Annotated in this window: 20 protein-coding genes; 1 reads left to right on the forward strand and 19 read right to left on the reverse strand. The window is 71.4% G+C overall.

What is annotated here, in order from left to right:
- Positions 1-3 precede the first annotated feature (3 nt).
- The 12 genes from galE to OG574_RS06905 form a co-directional block, all read right to left on the reverse strand.
- A complete protein-coding gene (gene galE / locus OG574_RS06850; protein ID WP_326772354.1) occupies positions 4-999 on the reverse strand; it encodes a UDP-glucose 4-epimerase GalE in 996 nt (331 codons plus the stop codon).
- A gap of 80 nt (positions 1,000-1,079) precedes the next feature.
- Positions 1,080-2,651, reverse strand: a complete 1,572-nt coding sequence (locus OG574_RS06855; protein ID WP_326772355.1) for a hypothetical protein — start codon at positions 2,649-2,651, stop codon at positions 1,080-1,082.
- A 100-nt stretch (positions 2,652-2,751) separates the two neighbouring features.
- Positions 2,752-2,946, reverse strand: coding sequence for a hypothetical protein (locus OG574_RS06860; RefSeq protein ID WP_100593056.1), 195 nt, complete (start codon positions 2,944-2,946; stop codon positions 2,752-2,754).
- Between the two features lie 116 nt (positions 2,947-3,062).
- The gene (locus OG574_RS06865; RefSeq protein ID WP_326772356.1) at positions 3,063-3,920 is read right to left on the reverse strand and encodes a phosphatidylinositol-specific phospholipase C/glycerophosphodiester phosphodiesterase family protein; all 858 of its coding nucleotides are present in this window, start codon (positions 3,918-3,920) and stop codon (positions 3,063-3,065) included.
- Positions 3,921-4,084: 164 nt separating this feature from the next.
- The gene (locus OG574_RS06870) at positions 4,085-4,750 is read right to left on the reverse strand and encodes an ABC transporter ATP-binding protein (RefSeq protein WP_326772357.1); all 666 of its coding nucleotides are present in this window, start codon (positions 4,748-4,750) and stop codon (positions 4,085-4,087) included.
- On the reverse strand, positions 4,743-5,657 hold the full coding sequence (locus OG574_RS06875; RefSeq protein WP_326772358.1) for an ABC transporter ATP-binding protein: 915 nt from the start codon (positions 5,655-5,657) through the stop codon (positions 4,743-4,745). Before OG574_RS06875 ends, OG574_RS06870 begins: the two co-directional genes overlap by 8 nt.
- Before the next feature lie 50 nt (positions 5,658-5,707).
- On the reverse strand, positions 5,708-6,574 hold the full coding sequence (locus OG574_RS06880) for an ABC transporter permease (protein WP_326772359.1): 867 nt from the start codon (positions 6,572-6,574) through the stop codon (positions 5,708-5,710).
- Positions 6,567-7,532 (reverse strand): ABC transporter permease, encoded by a 966-nt coding sequence (locus tag OG574_RS06885; protein WP_326778386.1) that lies wholly within the window; start codon positions 7,530-7,532, stop codon positions 6,567-6,569. Before OG574_RS06885 ends, OG574_RS06880 begins: the two co-directional genes overlap by 8 nt.
- Positions 7,533-7,555: 23 nt before the next feature.
- Complete coding sequence (locus OG574_RS06890; RefSeq protein ID WP_326772360.1) at positions 7,556-9,157, reverse strand: ABC transporter substrate-binding protein; 1,602 nt, start codon at positions 9,155-9,157, stop codon at positions 7,556-7,558.
- Between the two features lie 81 nt (positions 9,158-9,238).
- Positions 9,239-10,330, reverse strand: coding sequence for an acyl-CoA dehydrogenase family protein (locus OG574_RS06895; protein WP_326772361.1), 1,092 nt, complete (start codon positions 10,328-10,330; stop codon positions 9,239-9,241).
- On the reverse strand, positions 10,327-11,514 hold the full coding sequence (locus OG574_RS06900; protein WP_326772362.1) for an acyl-CoA dehydrogenase family protein: 1,188 nt from the start codon (positions 11,512-11,514) through the stop codon (positions 10,327-10,329). The genes OG574_RS06895 and OG574_RS06900 overlap by 4 nt, the downstream gene beginning before the upstream one ends.
- Positions 11,511-12,485, reverse strand: a complete 975-nt coding sequence (locus tag OG574_RS06905) for an NADPH:quinone oxidoreductase family protein (protein WP_326772363.1) — start codon at positions 12,483-12,485, stop codon at positions 11,511-11,513. The genes OG574_RS06900 and OG574_RS06905 overlap by 4 nt, the downstream gene beginning before the upstream one ends.
- A 168-nt stretch (positions 12,486-12,653) precedes the next feature.
- Between OG574_RS06905 and OG574_RS06910 the strand changes: the two genes are divergently transcribed.
- Positions 12,654-13,598, forward strand: coding sequence for an SDR family oxidoreductase (locus tag OG574_RS06910; RefSeq protein ID WP_326772364.1), 945 nt, complete (start codon positions 12,654-12,656; stop codon positions 13,596-13,598).
- A 41-nt stretch (positions 13,599-13,639) separates the two neighbouring features.
- On the opposite strand, the gene OG574_RS06915 is transcribed toward OG574_RS06910, so the two are convergent.
- The 7 genes from OG574_RS06915 to OG574_RS06945 all read right to left on the reverse strand — a co-directional run bounded on the left by OG574_RS06915 (position 13,640) and on the right by OG574_RS06945 (position 21,011).
- The gene (locus OG574_RS06915) at positions 13,640-14,485 is read right to left on the reverse strand and encodes an enoyl-CoA hydratase/isomerase family protein (protein WP_326772365.1); all 846 of its coding nucleotides are present in this window, start codon (positions 14,483-14,485) and stop codon (positions 13,640-13,642) included.
- Between the two features lie 60 nt (positions 14,486-14,545).
- On the reverse strand, positions 14,546-15,304 hold the full coding sequence (locus OG574_RS06920; protein WP_326772366.1) for a PIG-L deacetylase family protein: 759 nt from the start codon (positions 15,302-15,304) through the stop codon (positions 14,546-14,548).
- 84 nt (positions 15,305-15,388) lie between these two features.
- Positions 15,389-16,693 carry an alpha/beta fold hydrolase gene (locus OG574_RS06925; RefSeq protein WP_326772367.1) on the reverse strand — a complete coding sequence of 435 codons (1,305 nt, stop codon included), beginning with the start codon at positions 16,691-16,693 and terminating at the stop codon, positions 15,389-15,391.
- 59 nt (positions 16,694-16,752) lie between these two features.
- Complete coding sequence (locus OG574_RS06930) at positions 16,753-17,775, reverse strand: LacI family DNA-binding transcriptional regulator (RefSeq protein ID WP_326772368.1); 1,023 nt, start codon at positions 17,773-17,775, stop codon at positions 16,753-16,755.
- 101 nt (positions 17,776-17,876) lie between these two features.
- The gene (rhaS, locus tag OG574_RS06935; protein ID WP_326772369.1) at positions 17,877-18,959 is read right to left on the reverse strand and encodes a rhamnose ABC transporter substrate-binding protein; all 1,083 of its coding nucleotides are present in this window, start codon (positions 18,957-18,959) and stop codon (positions 17,877-17,879) included.
- Positions 18,960-18,988: 29 nt separating this feature from the next.
- The gene (locus tag OG574_RS06940; protein ID WP_326772370.1) at positions 18,989-19,978 is read right to left on the reverse strand and encodes an ABC transporter permease; all 990 of its coding nucleotides are present in this window, start codon (positions 19,976-19,978) and stop codon (positions 18,989-18,991) included.
- Entirely contained in the window at positions 19,971-21,011 is a 1,041-nt protein-coding gene (locus OG574_RS06945; protein ID WP_326772371.1) for an ABC transporter permease, read from the reverse strand. The genes OG574_RS06940 and OG574_RS06945 overlap by 8 nt, the downstream gene beginning before the upstream one ends.
- Positions 21,012-21,049: the final 38 nt, after the last annotated feature.

Genomic DNA, 21,049 nt, shown 5'->3' on the forward strand with positions numbered 1-21,049 from the left:
GCCCTACCCGGCCAGGATCTCGCCCCGGAGCGCCGCCCACCGAAGGGAGTCACGGATGCCGTCGGCGACCGAGTACTGGGACTGCCACCCGAGCAGTTCCTGCGCCCGGTCGCTGCGCGTATAGGCCCCCACGACGTCACCGGGCCGGCGTGCGGTGTCGACGGAGGAGATCGGCGCGTCCGTCACGCTGTTGAAGGCGTCAAGGAGTTCACGCACGGTGGTGCCCGTGCCGGTGCCGAGGTTGACAACGGTGGACGTGGTCGCCCCGGCGAGGAGGGTGTCGAAGGTCCGCAGGGCTGCCAGATGGGCGGCGGCCAGGTCCCAGACATGCACGTAGTCCCGGATCCCGGAGCCGTCGCGGGTCGGGTAGTCGGTGCCGGTGACCCGGAACGGGACGCCGTCCTCCTGGGCCAGGATCATCTGGCCCAGGGCATGGCTGGGGCGCGGCAGTTGCAGGCCCGTGCGCATCTTGGGGTCGGCGCCGATCGGGTTGAAGTAGCGCAGGGACAGTACGCGGAGGGGCCGGGTGGCGGCGATGTCGGCGAACATCGCCTCACACACGGCCTTGGTGCGGGCATAGGGGCTCAGTGGCTCGACGGCGGACTCCTCGTCCACGGTCAGGTCGTCGTTCGCGCGGTAGATCGAGGCGGAGGAGCTGAAGATCAGGCGGGAGCAGCCGTTGCGCAGGAGATGGCCGACGAAGTCGAGGCTCTTCCCTACGTTCGCCTCGTAGTAGCCCACCGGATCCGCGACCGAGTCCGGCACCACGATCAGGGCCGCGCACTGGATTACCGCGTCGATGTCGGGATGCTCGGCGAAGACGCGGTCCACGAGCGTGCCGTCCGCGATGTCACCCTCGTAGAACACGCGCCCTTCGGTGAACTCCCGCCTCCCCGTCACCAGGCTGTCGAGGATGACCGGGGTGATCCCGGCGTCCAGGCAGGCCGAGGCGATCGTGCTTCCGATGAATCCGGCGCCTCCGGCGATCAATACCTTCACAGCGAGCTCCTCCGTCGACCGATGCGTTCGGTTCTGTTGGATTCTGTTGAGAGGAGCCTACTCGGAGCGCGCCGCGCGTCTCATTTGCCGTCACGCACCGCCACAAGCCCGTTGAAGACCCCCACATACGCCGTGCCGTCCGGGCCGAGCGTGACCGGGGCCCAGTTGTTGTCGTAGGTGATGCCCGTTCCCGCGAGTTGCTTCCAGCGGGGTTCGCCCGTGTGGAAGTCGACTGCCGTGAGGTACCAGGCGTCTATGCCGAGGGAGTTGGGGTCCTTCGTGTAGAAGTACAGGAGGCCGTTCGCGGTGGAGAGCTTGGGGACCGTGGAGGGGGAGCGGACCTTGCTCTCCCATACGGTGTCGCAGCCCGAGCCGTCCTTGCGTACGTCGACCCGGGTGACGCCGCCGACGACGGAGCGGCCGAAGGTGAGTGAGGTGATGTTCTCGTAGCCGTAGTTGTTCTCGACGACGAGGCTGTTGCCGTAGCTGATCAGGGAGTTGTCCGTCGTGGAGGCGCCGGAGCCGAAGACGGGGACCTTGCAGACGAGGCGCTGGTCGTCGGGGACGTCGCGGCCGCGGCGGTAGACCAGGATGTTCATACGGTCGTCCGCGTTGTCGGTGATCGCGACGTAGTCCTCGCCCGCGCCGAACAAGTCGGGTGTGGTGCCCGAACCCTGGTTCACCGAGCCGGGCTTGGTGCCCGTTCCGCGGTCGTACGTCTGGCGCCAGACGGCCTTGGGAGTACCGTCCGCCGCCGCCTCGAAGCTGTAGAGGGCGTGGTCGGAGACGATCGAGACGCCGTCCTCGGCGACCGAGAAGGAGTTCTGGATCTCCTCCCCCGGCAGCTGGATCGACTTGATCGTCCCGCCGGCCGGGTCGACCGTGCCGACGCGCCCCTGTCGCGTCACCCACCAGACGCGGCCCTGCCAGTCGGGCATCACCGACGTCACGGGGTCGCATGTGCCGCTCGGATAGAGGTTCGTCCAGCTCACGCAGTCGTGCGGCACCTGTCCCGTCAGGTCCCAGTCGTCGGTGACGCGAAAGCGCCAACTGCCGTCCGCCGCCTGCTCGTGCGCGAGCCTGATGATGTGCTGGCGCGAGTCGGCGAGGACGAGCCGGTCCTCGTTGTCGAGGTACGAGTAGGCGCCGCCCGAGGTGTCCTTGAAGATCTTCGAGAAGTCGAGCCGGGTGATGGCCTCGACGGTGGACGGACGCTGCGGGAGCTTGTACTCGGCGAGGGTCTTCAGGGAGTGCGGGTCGAGCAGTTTCACCAGGAACCCTGTGAACGTGCCGCAGACGGTGACGATGCGGCCGTCCTTGTCGAAGGTGACCGTCGCGCACTCGCCGCCGAGCGCGGCCATCTTCTCGCTGCTCACCACGGGCTTGTTCCCCAGCGGCCCGCTCCAGGGGTACGTGCCGCTGCCTGCCGCGTCCGCGTGCATGCCGCTGCGGCCGTTCGCCGCGAGATACGGGTGCTGCGGCGGCGCCTGACCCGGCACGGGGCGCGCCTTTGCGGGCGCTCCCGCGTACTGCTCGACGAGCCGGTGACCGGGCGCCTTGGGGATGTCGTCCGCCTGGGCGGGGTACGCGACACCGGCCGCGGCGATCGTCATGGTCAGGGCGAGGGCACGGCTCAGAGCTCTGCTCGTCATGGCGCGAAGCTAAGGCCACACTCTTGAAGTGTCCATGCGCACACGGGTGTTGTTCATGAACCCGAAACGATCAACGGACCCGTGGGCGACGGCCGATGGATCAAGGATGCAGACTGCTCACGATCCCCGCCGTGGCCGTCAGGCCGTTGTGCAAAGTGGGCGCCATACTCGTGCCGGCCAGCAGGAATCCCAGCAGCACGCAGACCATCGCGTGCGAGATCTTCATCGCGCCGTTGCGCAGAAACACCACCGCCAGGATCAGAAGCAGCAGTACGACCGAAATCGACAGGGACATCGCCGAACCTCCTCCGCCACGCCAACACCGCGGCCTTCGGCCGCAAGTGTGGCGTAGCGGAGGCTGCGCCCGGGCGAGTGACGTGTCCGCCGAACGAGTGATGTGGCGGCGGGCGCCTACTTCTCGTGGGCGTCGAGGAACGCTTCGAGACCCGCGAGGTCGTCCGTGTTGAGGTGGTCCACGCCGGCAGCGAGCAACTCGCCCCACACGGCGTCGCGCTCGGGTCCCGCGACGTCGGGCGTCGCCCAGAAGCGGACGCGGCGGCCCTCCCGGTGGGCGGCCGACACGATGGAACGCAGCTTCTCGCGCTCGGCGGCCGGGATCGGTCCCGCGCCCTGCCAGGTGAAGTTGTTGGCCCAGTTGTCGCTGATGAGCGGAGTGAAGGAGGCGGGCGCGGCGGCGCCGAGGTCGGTGAGGCGGCCGTCGTAGAACGCGCTGCGCGCTCGCTGCCGCTCCATGGGCTCGCGGGCGGCGCGGTCCCCGGAGATCACCGCGGTGACCGCGCCGGTGCGCACGTGTCCATGGGCGTATGTGGTGAACAGGTTGCGGTGGCCACGCAGTTGGCGGTCGAGTTCGAGGTAGGTGGCCGCGCCCTCGGTCTTGATGTCGACGAGGAGCTGGAGGGGCGTGCGGTAACCCCGGTACACGGAGCCGTGGTTGGCCCTGACGCGGGCCGCGAGCGGCTCCAGGTAGAGCGCGGCGAGGGTGCGCTTCGGGTCGAGGTCGATCGGGTCGTGCGCGACGAGAAGCTCGCCGTCGACGAGGTAGATGTCCGCCTCGACGCTGGCGAAGCGGTGGTCGAGGGCGTCGAGGAGGGGCCGGGGGTGCTCGTAGTCGTTGTGTGCGTGGGCGCGCAGCAGGGGGCGGGGGCCGCGCCCCCGCTCGGACGCCTGCGCGTGCCCGGGCACGGCGACGGTCGCGGTGACCGCCGCGGCGAGGGTCGTGAGGGCTCTGCGACGGGTGAGGTGAGCCATGTGTTCCTCCCGGGGAATGCCGTACGGGCCTCAGCGAGTATGAGGTCCCGTACGTCTCAATGGGCGATACCGGGGCGGGAGTTGGCCGGACCTGCATGCCGCGTTCACCTGTGTGCTCAGAGTGAATGACGGGCTGTCGGGCGGGGGGTCGGACCGCCCCTCGTTCACCTGCCTTCTCCGGCGGAGCCCAGCGCGTCCCACTCCACCGTCCGGCCGCACCAGCGCTCGAGGAGACGCCGGTCGTGGCCCACGGCCAGCAGCCCCGCGCCCGTCTCCGCGCGATAGTTCTCCACAACGCCCACCAGGGCCGCCGTCGTGGACGCGTCGAGCATCGCCGTCATCTCGTCACAGATCAGCCAGCGGGGGCGCAGGGCGAGGGCACGGGCGAGGCAGGCGCGTTGCAGCTGTCCGTCGCTGACCTCGTGGGGCCGCCGTGACAGGAGGTCGGCGCCCAGGCCGACGGTCGCGGCCAGCTCGCCGACGCGATCGTCCGGCTTCAGGCCGGTGGCCCGCAGCGGTTCGGCGATGAGGGCGGCGAGGCGCAGCCGCGGGTCGGCCGACATGCGCGGCTGCTGGAAGACCACGCCGAACGCGGTGCGCTGCTCGCGGGGCGCGCGGTGGCGCCAGCCGCGGGCCGGCTCCCCGTCGATGACGACGCGGCCGGAGTCGGGGCGGTGGAGCAGGGCGGCGACACGGGCGAGCGTGGACTTGCCGCAGCCGCTGGGTCCGAGGAGCCCGACGGCCTCGCCGGGGGCGATGGCCAGGCCGGCGTTCCGCACGACGGGGTTGCCGCGCTCGTACCCGGCGGTGACGGAGATCAGTTCAAGCACGAGGCGCCTCCAGCGGGGCGGTCGCGGGATGGTGGCAGGCCACGCCGTCCGCGAGTGCGGGGCGGGCCCCGCAGGTGTCGGTGGCGCGGTCGCAGCGTGCGGCGAACGCGCAGCCGGCCGGGAGTGCGCCCAGTTCGGGCGGCATCCCGGGAATGGGCGTGAACTCGCGGTCCGGCAGGGCGTCGAGGAGGCCGCGTGCGTACGGGTGCCGGGGCCCGGGGCTGCCGAAGAAGTCGGCGGCGTCGGCGAGTTCGACGATGCGGCTCGCGTACATCACGGCCACGCGGTCGGCGATCCGCTCGGCCGCCGCGAGGTCGTGCGTGATGAGCAGGAGCGCGCGCTCGGCCCCGATGTGGCGGCGCAGTTCGTCGACGGTGCGCTCCACGAGGTCGCGGTCGAGCCCGGTCGTGGGCTCGTCGGCGAGGAGCAGGGGCGCGTCGCCGACCAGGGCCAGCGCGGTCGCGGCCCGCTGGGCGAGCCCGCCGGACAGTTCGTGCGGGTGCCGGTCGAGATGCCCGGCGGGGAACGCGGCGCGCTCCGCAGCCTCCTCGGCGGCGGCCCGCAGCCGTGGCCCGCGTCGCACGCCGGTCAACTCACGTACTGTTTCCTCCAGTTGGGAACGGACGGTCCGTACGGGTGTGAGGTGCGCGGCGGGGCTCTGCGGTACGAGGCCGACGCGGCGGCCGCGAACGGTGCGGGCCAGGGTGCGCCCGTCGGCGGCGAGCAGGTCGAGGCCGCCGATGAACGCGGACCCGGCGGTCTCCGCGTTGCCCGGCAGGAGCCCGAGGAGGGCCGACGCGAGCACCGACTTGCCGCAGCCGCTCTCGCCGACGAGGGCCAGGCACTCGCCGGCCGCGAGGTCGAAGCGTGCGCCGCTGACAGCCTGGACGTACGCGCCGTCTCGCATGCGGAAGCGTACGGACAAGTCCCTTACGGACAGCACGGATTGGGGCCCGGTCAAAGCATGAGCTCCGATCGGCGGCGGGGGTTGAGCCGTTCCCGCCAGGCGCCCGCGAGGCCCGCGATCGCCAGGGTCGGCACGATGATGAACAGGCCGGGGAAGAGGGTCGGCCACCACTCCCCGGCGAGCAGCGAACCCCGCGCGGACTGCACGAGGGTGCCCAGGCTCGCCTGGTGCGCGGGCAGGCCCAGGCCGAGGAACGACAGGGCGGACTCGTGCCAGATGGCGTGCGGCACCATGAGCACGGCGGCGAGCGCGGCCTGCGGAAGGACGCCCGGCAGCAGGTGGCGCACGGCGATCCGCCACCGCGAAGAGCCCCCGGACACGGCCGCGTCGATATACGGCCGTGAGCGCAGGGAGAGGACTTCGGCGCGCACGATACGGGCCGTGGACAGCCAGTGCGTGAGCGCCACGGAGACGACGACCGGCCAGACGCCCGGCCGGAACATGGCGACGATGAAGATGCCGAGGAGCAGGTGCGGCACCGACGAGAAGACGTCCACGAGCCGCATGACGACCCGGTCCGTCCAGCCGCCGACGGCGCCCGCGAGCGCGCCCACGGCCGTGCCGATGACGGTCGCCACGACGGCGGCGACGACCCCGACGAGGAGGGAGACGCGCAGCCCGTACACGCAGCGCAGCAGCAGGTCGCGGCCCACGTCGTCGGTGCCGAACAGATGGGCCCACGAGGGCGGTCGAAGCTTGGCGGCGAGGTCTACGGCCTGTTCGTCGAGGTGCGCGAGGGGCGGCACGACGAGGACGGCGAGGACGACCGCCGCGACGAGGACGGCGGACGTGCGCACCCGCCACGCGCGCGTGGAGCGACGCGCGCCGCCGTAGGTGCGCCAGGTGAGTTCAGCCATCGAAGCCCACTCTCGGGTCGGCGAGGCCGTACAGGAGGTCCGCGGCCAGGTTTCCGAGGAGGACGGCGAGCGTGGCGAGCACGGTCAGCGCGGCGAGCAGCGGGAAGTCGATGGATGTCGCGGCCTGCACGGTCGCGGCGGCGATGCCGGGCCAGCTGAACACGGTCTCCACCAGGAGTGCGCCGGTGATCAGTTCGGGTACTCGGGAGCCGATGAGGGTCAGAACAGGCAGCATTCCGGAGCGCAGGGCATGGCCGATCAGGACGGTGCGCGGGGCGAGTCCGCGTGCGCGCGCCCCGCGGACGGGATCCTCCTCGAGTGCGTCGCCCACGCCCTGGCGTACGTACAGGACGAACCAGGGAAGTTGCGAGACGGCGAGGACGGCAGCGGGGAGCGCCAGGTGCGAGGCGACCTGTCCGGCGGTGATCGTGGTGCTGCCGGTGTCGGTGAGTCCGCCGGCCGGGAGTGCGCCGAGTTTGAGGGCGAACAGCCAGACGGCGAGCAGGCCCAGCCAGAACGGGGGCGCGGCTTCGAGGGTGTAGGCGACCGCCCTGACGGCCCGGTCGAGCCATCCGCCCTGGCGTCGCGCGGCGAGGACGCCGAGCGCCGTGCCGAGCAGGACGGCGGCGAGGAAGGCGGTGGCCGCGAGCAGGACGGACCAGCCGATGCGTTCGCCGACGACGTCGGCGACGGGCTGCCGCAGTACGGAGGAGTCTCCCAGGTCGCCCCGGAGGGCGGAGGTCAGCCAGTCCCACCAGCGGGTGACGAGGGGCCGGTCGACGCCGAGGTTGGCGCGGAGCTGGTCGAGGTTGTCCTGCGAGGAGGTGAGGCCGGCCGTGCCCGCGTAGGCCTTGACGGGGTCGAAGGGGGACGCGGCGGCGATCGCGAAGACGCCGAAGGTCACGGTGGCGAGGACCGGGACGGCGAAGAGGATCCGCCGTCCCGTCAGGCGCGCCATCGGCCCCCAGGGGAGCCGCCGCTTCACGAGGCCGGCTGCCACTTCTCGACGTTCCACCAGGGGCCGGACGCGAGCCCGTGGTCGTGCGGCTCGACCTGGGTGGTGAGGTCGCCGAACCGGTCGCCGACGACATAGAGGTGGTCGATGTGGGTGAGGAAGGTGTAGCCGGGGTTCTTCACGAGTTCGCGCTGCACGGTGTCGTAGGCGGCCTTGCGGCTGTCGCGGTCGTCGGTCCTACGGGCCGCGTCGAGCGCCTTGTCGACACGCGCGTTGTCGTACCAGGCCATGTTGTTGAAGCCGTTGCCCGCGAGGGAGGACTTGAGGAGCGTGTACTGGTCGAAGTCGGGGTCGGCCGGGGAGCCGCCGCCCGCAAGGACCGCGTCCTTGGGCATGCGCGGCTCGATGACCTCCCAGGTGCCGGACTCGACCTTGATCTGGATGCCGAGCTTCTTGGCGTCGGAGGCGTAGGCGAGGGCGTGGTCCTGGCGGAGCTTGTCGCCGGTCAGGTACCAGAGCGGGAAAGAGGCTCGGACGCCGTTCCTGACCCGGATCCCGTCCTTGCCGGCCTTCCAGCCCGCGTCGTCGAGGATCCTCCTGGCCTTCGCGAGGTCGTGGGTGCGCTCGGTGCCCTCGGTGAACCAGGGGCTGTCGGTCGGGACCGGGCCGTACGCCTCCTTGCCCGCGCCGTAGAGGATCGAGTCGACCATGGCCTTGCGGTCGACGCCGATGTCGAGCGCGCGCCGCACGGCGGTGTCCCCGGCCACCTTGTTGCCGGTGGGCAGGGTCACGACGCGGTAGTCGAAGGTGCGGGCGGCGTACGTCTTCTTGTCGCCGTCGCTCTTGAACGTCGCGACGAGGTTGGGCGGCAGGATGGCGCCGTCGAGGTCGCCGGAGCGCAGCCGGGTGGCGCGCACGTCGTCGTCCTTGACGATGGCCATGGTGAAGTTCCTGACCTTCGGCTCGCCGCCCCAGTAGCGGGGGTTGGCCTTGAAGGTGAGCTTCTCTCCCTTGGACCACTTCACGAGCGTGTACGGCCCGGTGCCGATCGGCTTCGTGGTGAAGTCGCCGGTGTTGACGTCCTGCTTGCCCGCTATGTGCTCGGGCGCGATGGGCAGGACGGTGCGCTCGGCGAACGGGGCGTATGGGTACTTGAGGCGGAAGACGACGGTGTCGTCCCCCTTGGCCTCGACCGTGTCGACGGCGTCGAGTTCCGTCTTGGAGGCGTTGTTGGTCTTCTTGTCGAGGATCGTCTCGTAGGTGAAGACGACGTCCTTCGCCGAGAAGGGCTTCCCGTCGCTGAACCGCACGCCGTCGCGCAGCTTGTACGTGTACGTGCGGCCGTCGGCGCTCACCTTCGGCAGGGCGGCGGCGAGCGCGGGCTGCAGCTTCATGTCCGCGTCGTGGGTGAGCAGGCCGTCGAAGATCTTCGAGTTGCCGTCCTTGCCGTAGCCCAGGAGCGGGCTGAGCGTGTCCGGTTCGTAGGCGATGCCCACGACCGCGCTCGACGCCGCCCGCCCCTTGCCGCCCTCGCCCGAGCCGCCGGGCGCCGAACAGGCCGAGGCGGTCACCGACAATGCGGCGACCGCCGCCACCGCTGTCGCACCTCGTGCCGGCCTGACCACCATGCCTACCCCTATTGAAGATCAACTCTTATTGCGAACGAGTCGCAATAATGCCATCTCGTCAAGGGAAGGTAAAACCCGGTGTCAGGGCGCGCGGAGGTCGACCAGCTCGGCCAGCTCCTCCCGGTGCCTGCCCGCGGAACCCAGGGCGATCGAGTCGGCCTTGGCCCGCTTGAGGTAGAGGTGGACGGGGTGCTCCCAAGTCATGCCGATGCCGCCGTGCAGCTGGAGCGCCTCCTCCGCCGCATGGACGGCCGCAGGTCCCGCGTACGCCTGGGCGACGGCCACCGCGACATCGGCGTCGTCGCTCCCGGCGGCGAGGGTGTCCGCCGCGCTGCGGGCCGCGGCGCGGACGCCGACGACCTCCAGCCACACCTGGGCGAGCCGGTGCTTGAGCGCCTGGAAGGAACCGACGGGCCGGTTGAACTGGTGGCGCTCGCGCGTGTAGCGGACCGTTTCGGTCAAGCACCAGTCGGCGAGGCCGAGTTGCTCGGAGGCGAGGAGTCCCGCTCCGGCCCGCAGCGCGCGGCGGACGGCCGGGACCGCGTTGTCGGTCAGCACGCGCGCGCGTGCACCGGCGAAGGTCACCGTGGCGACGGGCCGGGTGGGGTCGAGGGACGTCCGCGCCTCGACGGTGACGCCGTCGTCGGTGACATCGACCGCGTACAGGCCGCTGCTCGTCGGTACGAGGAGCACATCGGCCGCCGCCGCGTCTGCGACGCCGGTGACCTGCCCCTCCAGCCGGCCACCCTCCTCGCGTACGCCACTGAAGGCCTGGCCGGGCGCGGCCGACAGGGGCACGGCGAGCGCGCCCACCGTGCGGCCCGACGCGAGCGCGCCGAGCAGCGCGGAGGCTTCGTCGCCCGAGCAGTCGAGGAGCGCCTCGGTCGCGACGACGGCGCTGGTGAGATAGGGAACGGGGGCGACGGAGCGCCCCAACTCCTCAAGCACCACGGCCACTTCGCGGTGCGTCGCGCCCTGGCCGCCGAGCTCCTCGGGGATCAGCAGGCCCGCGAGCCCCATGCCCTCGGCGAGGGACTTCCACAGCGCGCGGTCGTGCGGCTCGTCCGTCTCGACGCGGGCGAGCACCGACGCGGCGTCGCAGTGGGCCGCGAGGAGGCCGCGCACGGCGGACCGCAGCGCCTCTTCCTCCTCCGTGTACAGCAGATCGCTCATCGCGCGAGGTCCTTCCAGGCGACGTCCTTGTCGGTGCGCGGCTCGGACGGCAGTCCGAGGACACGTTCGGCGACGATGTTGAGCAGGACCTCGCTCGTCCCGCCCTCGATGCTGTTGCCCTTCGCGCGCAGATAGCGGTATCCGGCGTCCCGGGCCAGGAAGTCGACGACGGCCGGCCGGCGCATGGTCCAGTCGTCGTACAACAGGCCCTCATCGCCGAGGAGTTCGATCTCCAGGCCGCTGATCTCCTGGTTGAGCCGGGCGAAGCCGAGCTTCATGCCGGAGCCCTCGGGGCCCGGCTGGCCCGCGACCAGCTGCTGGCGCAGGCGCTCGCCGGTGAGACGGGCGACCTCGGCCTCGACCCACAGCTTCAGGAGCCGCTGGTGCAGGTCGTGGGTGCGCAGCTCGGGGCGTTCGCGCCAGGTCTTCGCGACCGCGGAGATCATGCCGCCCTCGCGCGGAATGCGGGAGCCGCCGATCGACACACGCTCGTTCATGAGCGTGGTCTGCGCGACCTTCCAGCCGTCGCCGATCTCGCCGAGCCGGTGCGCGTCCGGGATACGGACATCGGTGAGGAACACCTCGTTGAACTCGGCCTCGCCGGTGATCTGGCGCAGCGGCCGCACCTCGACACCCGGGTCGGTCATGTCACAGATGAAGTACGTGATGCCGCGGTGCTTGGGCACGTCCGGGTCGGTGCGGGCGATGAGGATGGCCCAGCGGGCGGTGTGGGCGCCGGACGTCCACACCTTCTGGCCGTTGATCACCCAGTCGCCGGTGGCCTCGTCGCGCACGGCGCGGGTGCCGAGGGCCGCGAGGTCGGAGCCCGCGCCGGGCTCGCTGAACAACTGGCACCACACCTCCTCGCCGATCCACAACGGGCGCAGGAAGCGCTGTTTCTGCTCGTCGGTGCCGAATCCGAGCACCGTCGGGGCGGCCATGCCGAGGCCGATGCCGATGCGGCGCGGATCGTTGTCCGGGGCGTCCGCCACGGCGAGTTCGGCGTCCACGACGGCTTGGAGCGAGCGCGGCAGACCCAGCCCGCCGAGGCCCTGCGGGTAGTGCACCCACGCGAGCCCGGCGTCGAAGCGGGCCTTCAGGAAGTCGGTACGGTCCGTGGTGGCGGGCGGATACGCGGCCAGCAACTCCTGGGTGCGGCTGCGCAGTTCGGCGGCGTCGGTCATGCGCCCGCCCCCTCGTGGCCGGGCACCACGGCGACACGGCCGGTGGTGACGCCGTCGGCGACGCGCTGCACGGCAGCCGCCGCGCCGCCCAGCGGCACGCGCTCACTGATCAGCGGCTTGATCGCGCCGCGCGCCGCGAGCTCGGTGAGCTGCTCGTGGCAGTGCGCGACCAGCTTCGGGTCCTTGGTGTTGTACAGGCCCCAGTGCAGGCCGAGGATCGCGTAGTTCTTCACCAGGGCGTGGTTGAGGGCAGGGCTCGGGATCGTGCCGCTGGCGAATCCGACGACGACAATCCGGCCCTCGAAGGCGACGACCTTCGTGGACTGCGTGTACGCCTCGCCGCCGACCGGGTCGTAGATGACGTCGGCGCCCCGGCCGCCGGTGGCCTCCTTCACGGCGGCGATGACGTCCTGGGCACGGCGGTCGATGACGACGTCGCAGCCGAGGTCGCGGGCCACCTTGGCCTTCTCCTCGCCGCCGACGACGCCGATGACGGTGGCGCCGGCCGCCTTGCCGAGCTGGACGGCTGCGCTGCCGACGCCGCCGGCCGCCGCGTGCACGAGGAGCGTCTCGCCGGCCTGGAGGTGCGCCCTGCGGTGCAGGCCGAACCAGCCGGTCTGGTAGCCGATGTGCAGGGCCGCGGCCTCGGCGTCGTCGAGCGCATCGGGCGCGGGCAGCAGGGCGGCGGCGTCCGCCACGGCGTACTCGGCGAAGCCTCCGTGCGGCAGCGCGGGGTTGGCCAGCACGCGCCGGCCGTCCTCGGTCTCGCCGCAGATCTCCACGCCGGGCGTGAACGGCATCGGCGGCCGCACCTGGTACTGGCCGCGGCACATCAGCGCGTCGGGGAAGTTGATGTTCGCCGCGCGCACCCTGAGCAGGACCTGGCCGTCGCCGGGGACGGGCCGCTCGACGTCGGCGAGCTCCATCACCTCGCTCGGCTCGCCGTTCCGGTGCACTTGCCATGCCTGCATGCGGGGCCTCCACGGGACTTCTTCGTCTTGCCGGGCTCGCTTGCATACTAAGCGGTCGCTTGGAGATCTGGGAACAGGCCGACGGGCTTTTTCGCGTACGCGTCGCGGTCATGTCCAAGGCTTGTCGCAGGCATGGAGCTTTCGGCGTCCACGCGGTATCGATACGGCATGACGGACTCGACCGGCCCCGCCCGCGCGACGACACCGCAGGGGCTGCCCACCCCTCCCCCGGCCGGCACGACAGCGCTCCCCCTGGGAACGTACCGGGGAAGCCTGGTCCTCGTCACCGGTGGCGGGACCGGGCTCGGGAAGGCCGTCGCCGCCGAGTTCGCGCGGCTCGGCGCCGACGTGATGATCGTGAGCCGCCGGGCCGCGCACCTGGAGCCCGCGCTGGAGGAACTGGGGCGCGTGAGCCGCGACGGCGGCACGGTGACGGCCGCGGTCTGCGACATCAGGGACCCGGACCGCATCGCCGAGGTCTTCGACACGGCGGAGGCGGCACACGGGCGCACCCCCGACGTCCTCGTCAACAACGCGGCAGCCAACTTCCCCGTACCCGCCGAGGACATGAGCCCGAACGCCTGGCGCACCGTCGTCGACATCACCCTCAACGGCACCTTCTACATGACCCGCGAGTTCGGCCGCAGACACCTCGCGGCGGGCACGCCGGGCTCGGTGATCGCCGTAGGCGCCTCGTACGCGTGGACGGGCGGCCCCGGCTTCGCCCACAGCGCGGCGGCCAAGGCGGGCGTGAAGAACCTGGTGGAGACGCTGGCCGTGGAGTGGGGCCCGTACGGGATCCAGGTCAACGGCCTCGTGCCGGGGCTCATGCCGCACGAGGACATGACGGGGGACATCCGCGCCAACCTCGAGAGGGGTGGCCCGGGAGGGGGCCTGGGTGGGGGCGCCGATCACGATGCCCGGCAGCCCGCCCTGCGCGTCGGCGCACCCCGCGAACTGGGCTGGGCCGCCACCTTCCTCGCCTCCCCCTACGCCCGCTTCATCAGCGGCCACACACTTGTCGTGGACGGGGCGAACTGGCAGCGGCGGGGGCTGGTGAGCCCGCCTGTGGTGACCATACGGGAACAGATGGGGAGGGGGCCGTTCCAGTAAGGACCGTCGCGGGAGGGGCCGTGACAGGCGGCCCTCAAGCTCTACTTCCCGTCGAACCGCGGCTCGCGCCGCTCCGCCTTCGCCGTGTACCCCTCCCTGATGTCCTCCGACGTGAGCGTGAGCGCCGCGCTCATCGCCACTCGGTCGAGCGCGGCCCCCATACCCGCGTCCGCGAAGGCGTCGATGTCACGCTTGACGGACTGCACGGCGAGCGACCCGTTCGCCGCGATGTCCGCGGCGACCGAGTGCGCGGCCTCTCCCAACTCGTCTGCCCCGGTGACCTGTTGGACGAGGTTCAGCCGGTGTGCCGTCGCCGCGTCGATGCGGCGGCCCGTCAGGGCGAGGAACTTGGCCCACCCCGCGCCCGCCTCGCGCGCGATCCGCAGATCGCCGCCCGCGTCGACGGCGACCCCGAGCTGCGCCTCCGGTAGCGCGAACACCGCGTCGTCGGCCGCGATCCGCACATCGGCCATCAGCGCCAGCTCGAAGCCGACGCCGAGGCAGTAACCCTGTACGGCCGCGACGACGGGCTGTGGCAGGCCGGCGAACGCGCGGAACCGTTCATGGACCCAGCGGATGCCCTCGTAGTAGTTGCGCGTCCGCTCGGACCCGGAGCGCCCGGTGATCCCGCCGCCGGGCGCCTTGATGTCGATGCCCGCGCAGAAGGCCCGCCCCTCGGCCCGCAGCAGCACCACCCGGATCGTGTCGTCGAAGCGGATCCGGTCGGCGAAAAGCCCGAGTTGGCGGCTCGACTCCCAGCTCCAGGCGTTCAGCTTGTCCGGCCGGCACAGGGTGAGGACGCCTATGCCGCCCTCCTCGACACGCAGCCGGAGCCGCCGTTCGCCGTCGCCTTCGTGGGGAAGTTCCCTGCTCGTCGTGTCGATCATCCCGCCACCACCCCCAGCTTCCTGACGTGTCATCAGAAGACGCAGGGTAGGTGACGGGTCCTACCGACTGAAGAGTTCGAACGGCACGGCCGGTGTGCCGCCGAAGCGCTCCGCGACGGCCTGGACGTTGCCGGTGAGGAACGAGCGGCAGTAGGTCTCGGGGTCCTCGTCCGTCAACACCTCGATGTACGTGCGGTGTTCGAGCAGAGAGTGCACGGCCCGTTCGATACCGGGCGTCGCGTCGACCGCGTGCGTGGGCGACGACGAGCCCGCGACGGCGACCCAGCGCACGCCGTTCCACGGCTCGAGGCCCTGCTCGATCAGCTCGGGGAAGATCCAGCGGTTGCCCGCGTCCGCCGCCGCGTCGAGGGTGGCGCGGCCGACGGCGACATGGTCGGGGGTGTTCCAGGCGACGCCGCCCCAGGTGTCGCGGTGGTTGAGCGTGATGACGAGTTCGGGCCGGTGCCTGCGGATCGCGGCGGCGATGTCGCGGCGCAGCGCCGTCCCGTACTCGACGACGCCGTCCTTGTGGTCGAGGAACTCGACGGTGTCCACGCCGACGACGGCGGCGCTCGCGCGCTGCTCCTGTTCGCGCAGGGGTGCGCACTTGGCGGGCTCGAGGGTGTCGATGCCGGCCTCTCCGCGGGTGGCGAGGACGTACGCGACCTCGCGTCCGCCGTCGGTCCAGGCGGCGATCGCCGCGGAGCAGCCGTATTCGAGGTCGTCCGGGTGCGCCACGACGGCGAGGGCCCGCTGCCAGTCCTCGGGCATGGGCTGCAGCTGGTCGGGGGCAGCGTTCTGGATCTTCGGCTCGGTCATGGCCGCACCCTAATGCGGTGCCGTCCGCGATGCGGAGGCTTTCGCGGGCGGGGAAAGCCGTCGCGCCTCCCCCGCCGGCGTGTGTCAGATGTCGCCGCGCACCATGGCGAGCAGCCGGTCGAGGACGCGCGGCGCACCGGCCCGCAGTCCGTCGTGCTCGAACTCGTCGGTGACCCATGTGCGCAGGCCCTTGATGGTGCGTGCCGTGCGCATGGCGTGGTCCGTGTCGACGTACATGTCGTCGTGGTAGACGGCGGCGACGGCCGGCACCTCGTTGGCGGCCAGGCGCGCGGGGTCGTAGAGCGGGGCCCAGTCGGTGCGGGCGGCGAGGAGTTCGGCGGTCTCGCGCAGGGGGCGCAGGGCCGGGTCGCAGTCGAACATCCACGGGTGCACGGACTCGCCCGTGAAGAGCAGGGGCCCGTCACCGGCGAGCGTCTTCCCGGCGTCGAACTGGGGGAACTCGCCGCGTACCCGCTCGGCCGACCAGTTCGTGGGCCGGGCGTCCTGCCCGTAGATGGCCTCGTGCACGAGCGCGTACAGCGGATGTCCGGCGTAGGAGAGCGTGGCCTGTACGTCCTCCTGGAAGGCGTCGGACAGTTCGACGCCGCCGGGCGTGCGGACGAAGGCGTCCTCGAGGAGGTAGTGCAGGCGGTCGCTGCCCCCGGTCCCGCCGAGCAGGATGCCGAGGGACTGGAACGCCTCGACGGTCAGCTGGTAGCCGCCGTTCAGTACGGGCTCGTGCTCGGCGAGGTACTCGGCGATACGGCGGGCGCGTTCGACGTCCTGCGGGTAGCGCGCGTAGTGGGCGGCGACCTTGCGTTCGATGCGCGGGTACGCGGCGCGGTAGACGTCGTCCGCGTGACCGTCGAGCGTGGGCAGCCCGCCGGTGATGACGGCGGCGGTGAGGCCCTCGGGGGCCGTCGACAGATAGTGGGTGGCGCAGAACCCGCCGAAGCTCTGGCCGAGGACCGTCCAGGGGGAGCCGCCGGTCACCTCGCTGCGGATGACCTCGCAGTCGCGGACGATCGAATCGGCGCGGAAGTGCGCGAGGTAGTCGGCCTGTTCGCGCGGGCCGCCGCGCAGCGGGAGCGTCTGCCGGTTGGCCGGGGTGGAGCTGCCGGTGCCGCGCTGGTCGAGGAGGAGCACCCGATGGTCCTGGAGCGCCGTGCCGAGCCAGGCCTGCTTGCCGGAGAAGCGGTTGGCGCCGAATCCGGGGCCACCCTGGAGGTAGAGGAGCCACGGGAGATTCGCGTGTTCCTTGCCGATGGCCACCACCTCCCGGGCGAACAGCTCGATGCTCTCGCCTTCGGGGTGGTCGTGGTCGAGCGGCACGGTGAAGCGGCGGTCGGTGAGGACGACACCGGGCTGGCGGTACGTGGCGGTCGTCAAGGAGGCTCCTGGGCGGCGTTCGGAATGCGATGTGCAGTGTCCGCTCAGTTCAGCACATGTCAGCGCGAGCCCAGACTCGACCCCCGTACGACCAGCTCGGGCTGGAGGACGACCCTGCGGTGGCGGTGGGGCTCGCCGCTCGCGGGTTCCGTCTCCTCCAGGAGAAGTTCGGCTGCCATCGCTCCCATGGTGACGGCGGGCTGGCGTACGGAGGTCAGGGGCACCGTGGCGGCCGACGCGAACTCGATGTCGTCGTAGCCGACGATCGCGATGTCCTCGGGGACCCGTACACCGGCCGCGTACATCGCCTGGAGGACGCCGAGGGCGAGCAGGTCGTTGGCGCAGAACGCGGCGGTGGGGCGATCGGCGAGGCCGAGCAGGCGGGCCCCGGCGTCGCGTCCCGCCGCGACGTCGAGCCGCTCCGTGGGCAGTTCGCGCAGCGCTCCGGCCGGGAGGCCCGCCTCGGCCAGGGCCTGGAGGGCGCCGGTGCGGCGGTCCTTGACCTGGTTGAGCGCTGGCGGTCCGCTGACGTAGGCGATGCTGCGGTGTCCGGCGTCGACGAGGTGGCGCACGGCGAGCGCGCCGCCGGTGACGTCGTCCACGGACACGGAGCACTCCGAGGTGCCCTCGGCGACGCGGTCGACGAGCACGAACGGGATGCCGTGCCGGCGGAAGCTCTCGATGTTGCGGCCGCTCGCCTCGGCCGGGGTGAGGAGCACGCCCCGCACGCGCTGCTCGGCGAACAGGGAGAGGTACTCGGCCTCCTCGGAGGGGTTCTGCGCGCTGTTGCACACCATGACGCCGAGCCCCGCGTCGCGCGCGGCACGCTCGGCGCCGCGCGCGACGTCCACGAAGAACGGGTTGCCCATGTCGAGGACGAGCAGCCCCATGATGCGGCTGCGGCCGGCGCGCAGCTGGCGCGCCGACTCGCTGCGTACGTAGCCGAGCCGGTCGATGGCGGACAGCACCCGGGCCCTGGTGTCGGAGGCGACGGAGTCCGGGCGGTTGATGACGTTCGAGACCGTGCCGACGGAGACTCCGGCGGCGCGGGCGACGTCCTTGATACCCACCGACTGGGCCATCGGGCGGGGACCTCCATGGGGCGATGAGCGACGGGAATGGTTCAGATTACCCGTGAATGCGCTGGTGGCGGTGGGGACGGGGGACTCGGTGGACGGCGCCCTCAGAAGTGGTAGTCGTCGATGTTCTTCCGGTCGAAGACGGTGGGCTTGCCGAGGTCGATCACACCGTCCTTGCCGATGGTGAAGGTGCCCATGCCGCCGGCCTTGAAGGTCTCGCCCTCCTTGCCGGTGATCTGCCCGGAGGACAGCGCGACGGCGGTGCGGGCGGCGAGCTCGCCGAGCTTGGCCGGGTCCCACAGCTCGAAGCCCTCGACGGTGCCGTTCTTGACGTACTTGCGCATGTCGTTGGGGGTGCCGAGGCCGGTCAGGGCGACCTTGCCCTTGTACTTGGAGCCGGACAGGTACTGGGCGGCGGCCTTGATGCCGACGGTGGTCGGGGAGATGATCCCGGCGAGCTCGGGGTGTTCCTGGAGGAGGCCCTGGGTCTGCTGGAAGGACTGCTGGGCGTCGTCGTTGCCGTACGCGACCTTCACCAGCTTCATGTCCTTGTACTTGGGCTTCTTCAGCTCGTCCTTCATGAAGTCGATCCAGGTGTTCTGGTTCGTCGCGGTCTGCGCGGCGGACAGGATCGCGATGTCGCCCTTGTAGCCGATCTGTTCACCCAGGAGCTGGACCTGGGTGCGGCCGAGCGCCTCGGCGCTGGCCTGCGAGACGAACGCGTTACGGCACTCGGGCTTGGTGTCCGAGTCGTACGTGACGACCTTGATGCCGTTCTTCATGGCCTGCTTGAGGGCGGTGCACAGGGCGCCGGGGTCCTGCGCCGAGACGGCCATGGCGTCGACCTGCTGCTGGGTGAGCGTGTTGACGTAACTGACCTGCCCGCTGGTGTCGGTGGCGCTGTTGGGGCCGGTCTCCTTGTACGTCGAGCCGAGCTCGGTGACGGCCTTCTCGCCGCCCTTGTCGGCGGTCGTGAAGTACGGGTTGTTGACCTGCTTGGGCAGGAAGGCGACCTTCAGGCCCTTCTTGGTCGCGGCTCCCGGGTCGGCCTTGGCGTGGGAGGACGTGCCGGCGTCGTCGTCCTTCGCCGAGTCCTTGGTGGTGCCGCCGCACGCGGTGGCGGCGAGCGCGAGCGAGGTGACGGCGGCGAGCGCGAGGCAGGCTCGGCGGAGTGCGGGTGCGGACATCGTGGGCCCCTTTCGGGCGGTACGTGAGGTCAGTGCGAGGGGGTGGTGGCCTGGCGGCCCGCTCGGGCGGTCGCGAGCTGCCGGGCGACGCGGGGTCCGAGCACGGAGACGACGAGCAGGACGCCGGTGACGACGATCTGCGACTGGGCGGAGACATTGAGCAGGCTCATCGCGTTCTGGAGGGCGCCGAGCAGGAACACTCCGGCGATCGCGCCGCCGAGTGTGCCCTTGCCTCCGTCGAAGTCGATGCCGCCGAGCAGCACGGCGGCGACGACGGACAGTTCGAGCCCGGTGGCGTTGTCGTAGCGGGCGCTGGCGTAGTGCAGGGCCCAGAACACGCCGGTCAGGGAGGCCATGAGGCCGGTGGCGACGAACAGCCACAGCTTGTGGCGCCGGACGCGGATACCGGCGAAGCGCGCCGCCTCCTCGTTGGCACCGATCGCGAAGAGGGAGCGGCCGAACGGCGTCGCGTGCAGGATGACGACCGCGATCGCGAGCAGCGCGAGGAAGGGCAGGAACGCGTACGGCAGGAAGGTGTCGCCGATGCGTCCCGCCGCGAAGTCCAGGTACTGCGAGGGGAAGTCGGTGACCGCGTCCGAGCCGAGGATGATCTGGGCGATGCCGCGGTAGGCGGCCATGGTGCCGATGGTCACGGCGAGGGAGGGCAGCCCGAGACGGGTCACCAGGAGCCCGTTGACGAGCCCGCAGACGATGCCGAGGACGAGGCACAGCGGGATGATCGTCTCGATGGCCATGCCCGCGTTCCACAGGGAGCCCATCACGGCCCCGGACAGGCCGGCCGTCGAGGCGACGGAGAGGTCGATCTCGCCGGCGACCACCAGGAGGGTCATCGGGAGCGCGATCAGCGCGATGGGCAGGGTGTTGCCGAGCAGGAACGACAGGTTGAGCGCGTTGCCGAAGCCGTCGACGAAGGAGAACGACGCCAGGAGCAGCACCACCAGGAGTGCGCCCACCACGGTGTCCCACCGGACGGCGCGGGCGAGGGGGAGATCAGCCATGGCGGGCGTTCCTCTTCTTCAGTGCCTTCGCGACGCGCAGGGCGACGACCCGGTCGACGGCGATGGCCAGGACCAGCAGGACGCCGTTGATCGCGAGCACCCACACCGAGCTGACGCCCAGGGCCGGCAGCACGCTGTTGATGGACGTCAGCAGGAGCGCGCCGAGGGCCGCGCCGTAGACGCTGCCGGAGCCGCCGGTGAAGGCGACGCCGCCGACCACGACGGCGCTGACGACGGTGAGTTCGTAGCCGTTGCCGGTGGCGGAGTCGACGTTGCCGAAGCGGGCCAGGTACAGGGCGCCCGCGAGCCCGGCGAGCGCCCCGCACGCGGTGTACGCGGCGAGGATCCGGCGGCGCACGGGGATGCCCGCGAGGCGCGCGGCCTCCGGGTTGGAGCCGAGCGCGTACAGCTCGCGCCCGCCGCCGAAATGCCGCAGGTAGTACGCCACCGCGATCAGGACGGCGAGGGCGATCAGCGCGAGATACGGCACCGCGGAGATGCCGCCGGAGCCGAAGTCGACGTATCCGCCCGGCAGATCGGACGCGGTGATCTGCCGCGAGCCGACCCAGATGGAGTCGATGCCGCGGATGACGTAGAGCGTGCCGAGGGTGACGACGAGGGCCGGTACCTGGCCGAGGCTGACGAGGGCACCGTTGAGGAGCCCGCAGCCGACGCCCAGGGCGACGGCGAGCGTGATCGCGACGACGGAGTTGCCGCCGCCGTGGAGGTAGTCACCGGCGGCGAAGGCGCTGATGCCGAGGGTCGAGCCGACGGACAGGTCGACGTTCCGCGTGATGACGACCAGCGCCTGCCCGGTGGCGACGAGGACGAGGATGGTGGCGTTGAGGAGCAGGTCCTTGATGCCCTGCTCCGAGAGGAACTCGCTGTTTCCGGCCTGGGTGACGCCGATCATCACCAGGAAGACGAGCAGGATGGCGAGTTCACGCATCTTGAAGACCCGGTCGACGAGCCGGGTACCGCCGGCCTTGTCGGGATCGACAGCGGGCGCGGGCGGCTGCGCGGTGACGGTCATGGGGTCCTCCTTCCGGGGTTCGCTTCGCTCGGGCCACG

The sequence above is a fragment of the Streptomyces sp. NBC_01445 genome (assembly GCF_035918235.1).
Classification (GTDB): Bacteria; Actinomycetota; Actinomycetes; order Streptomycetales; family Streptomycetaceae; genus Streptomyces.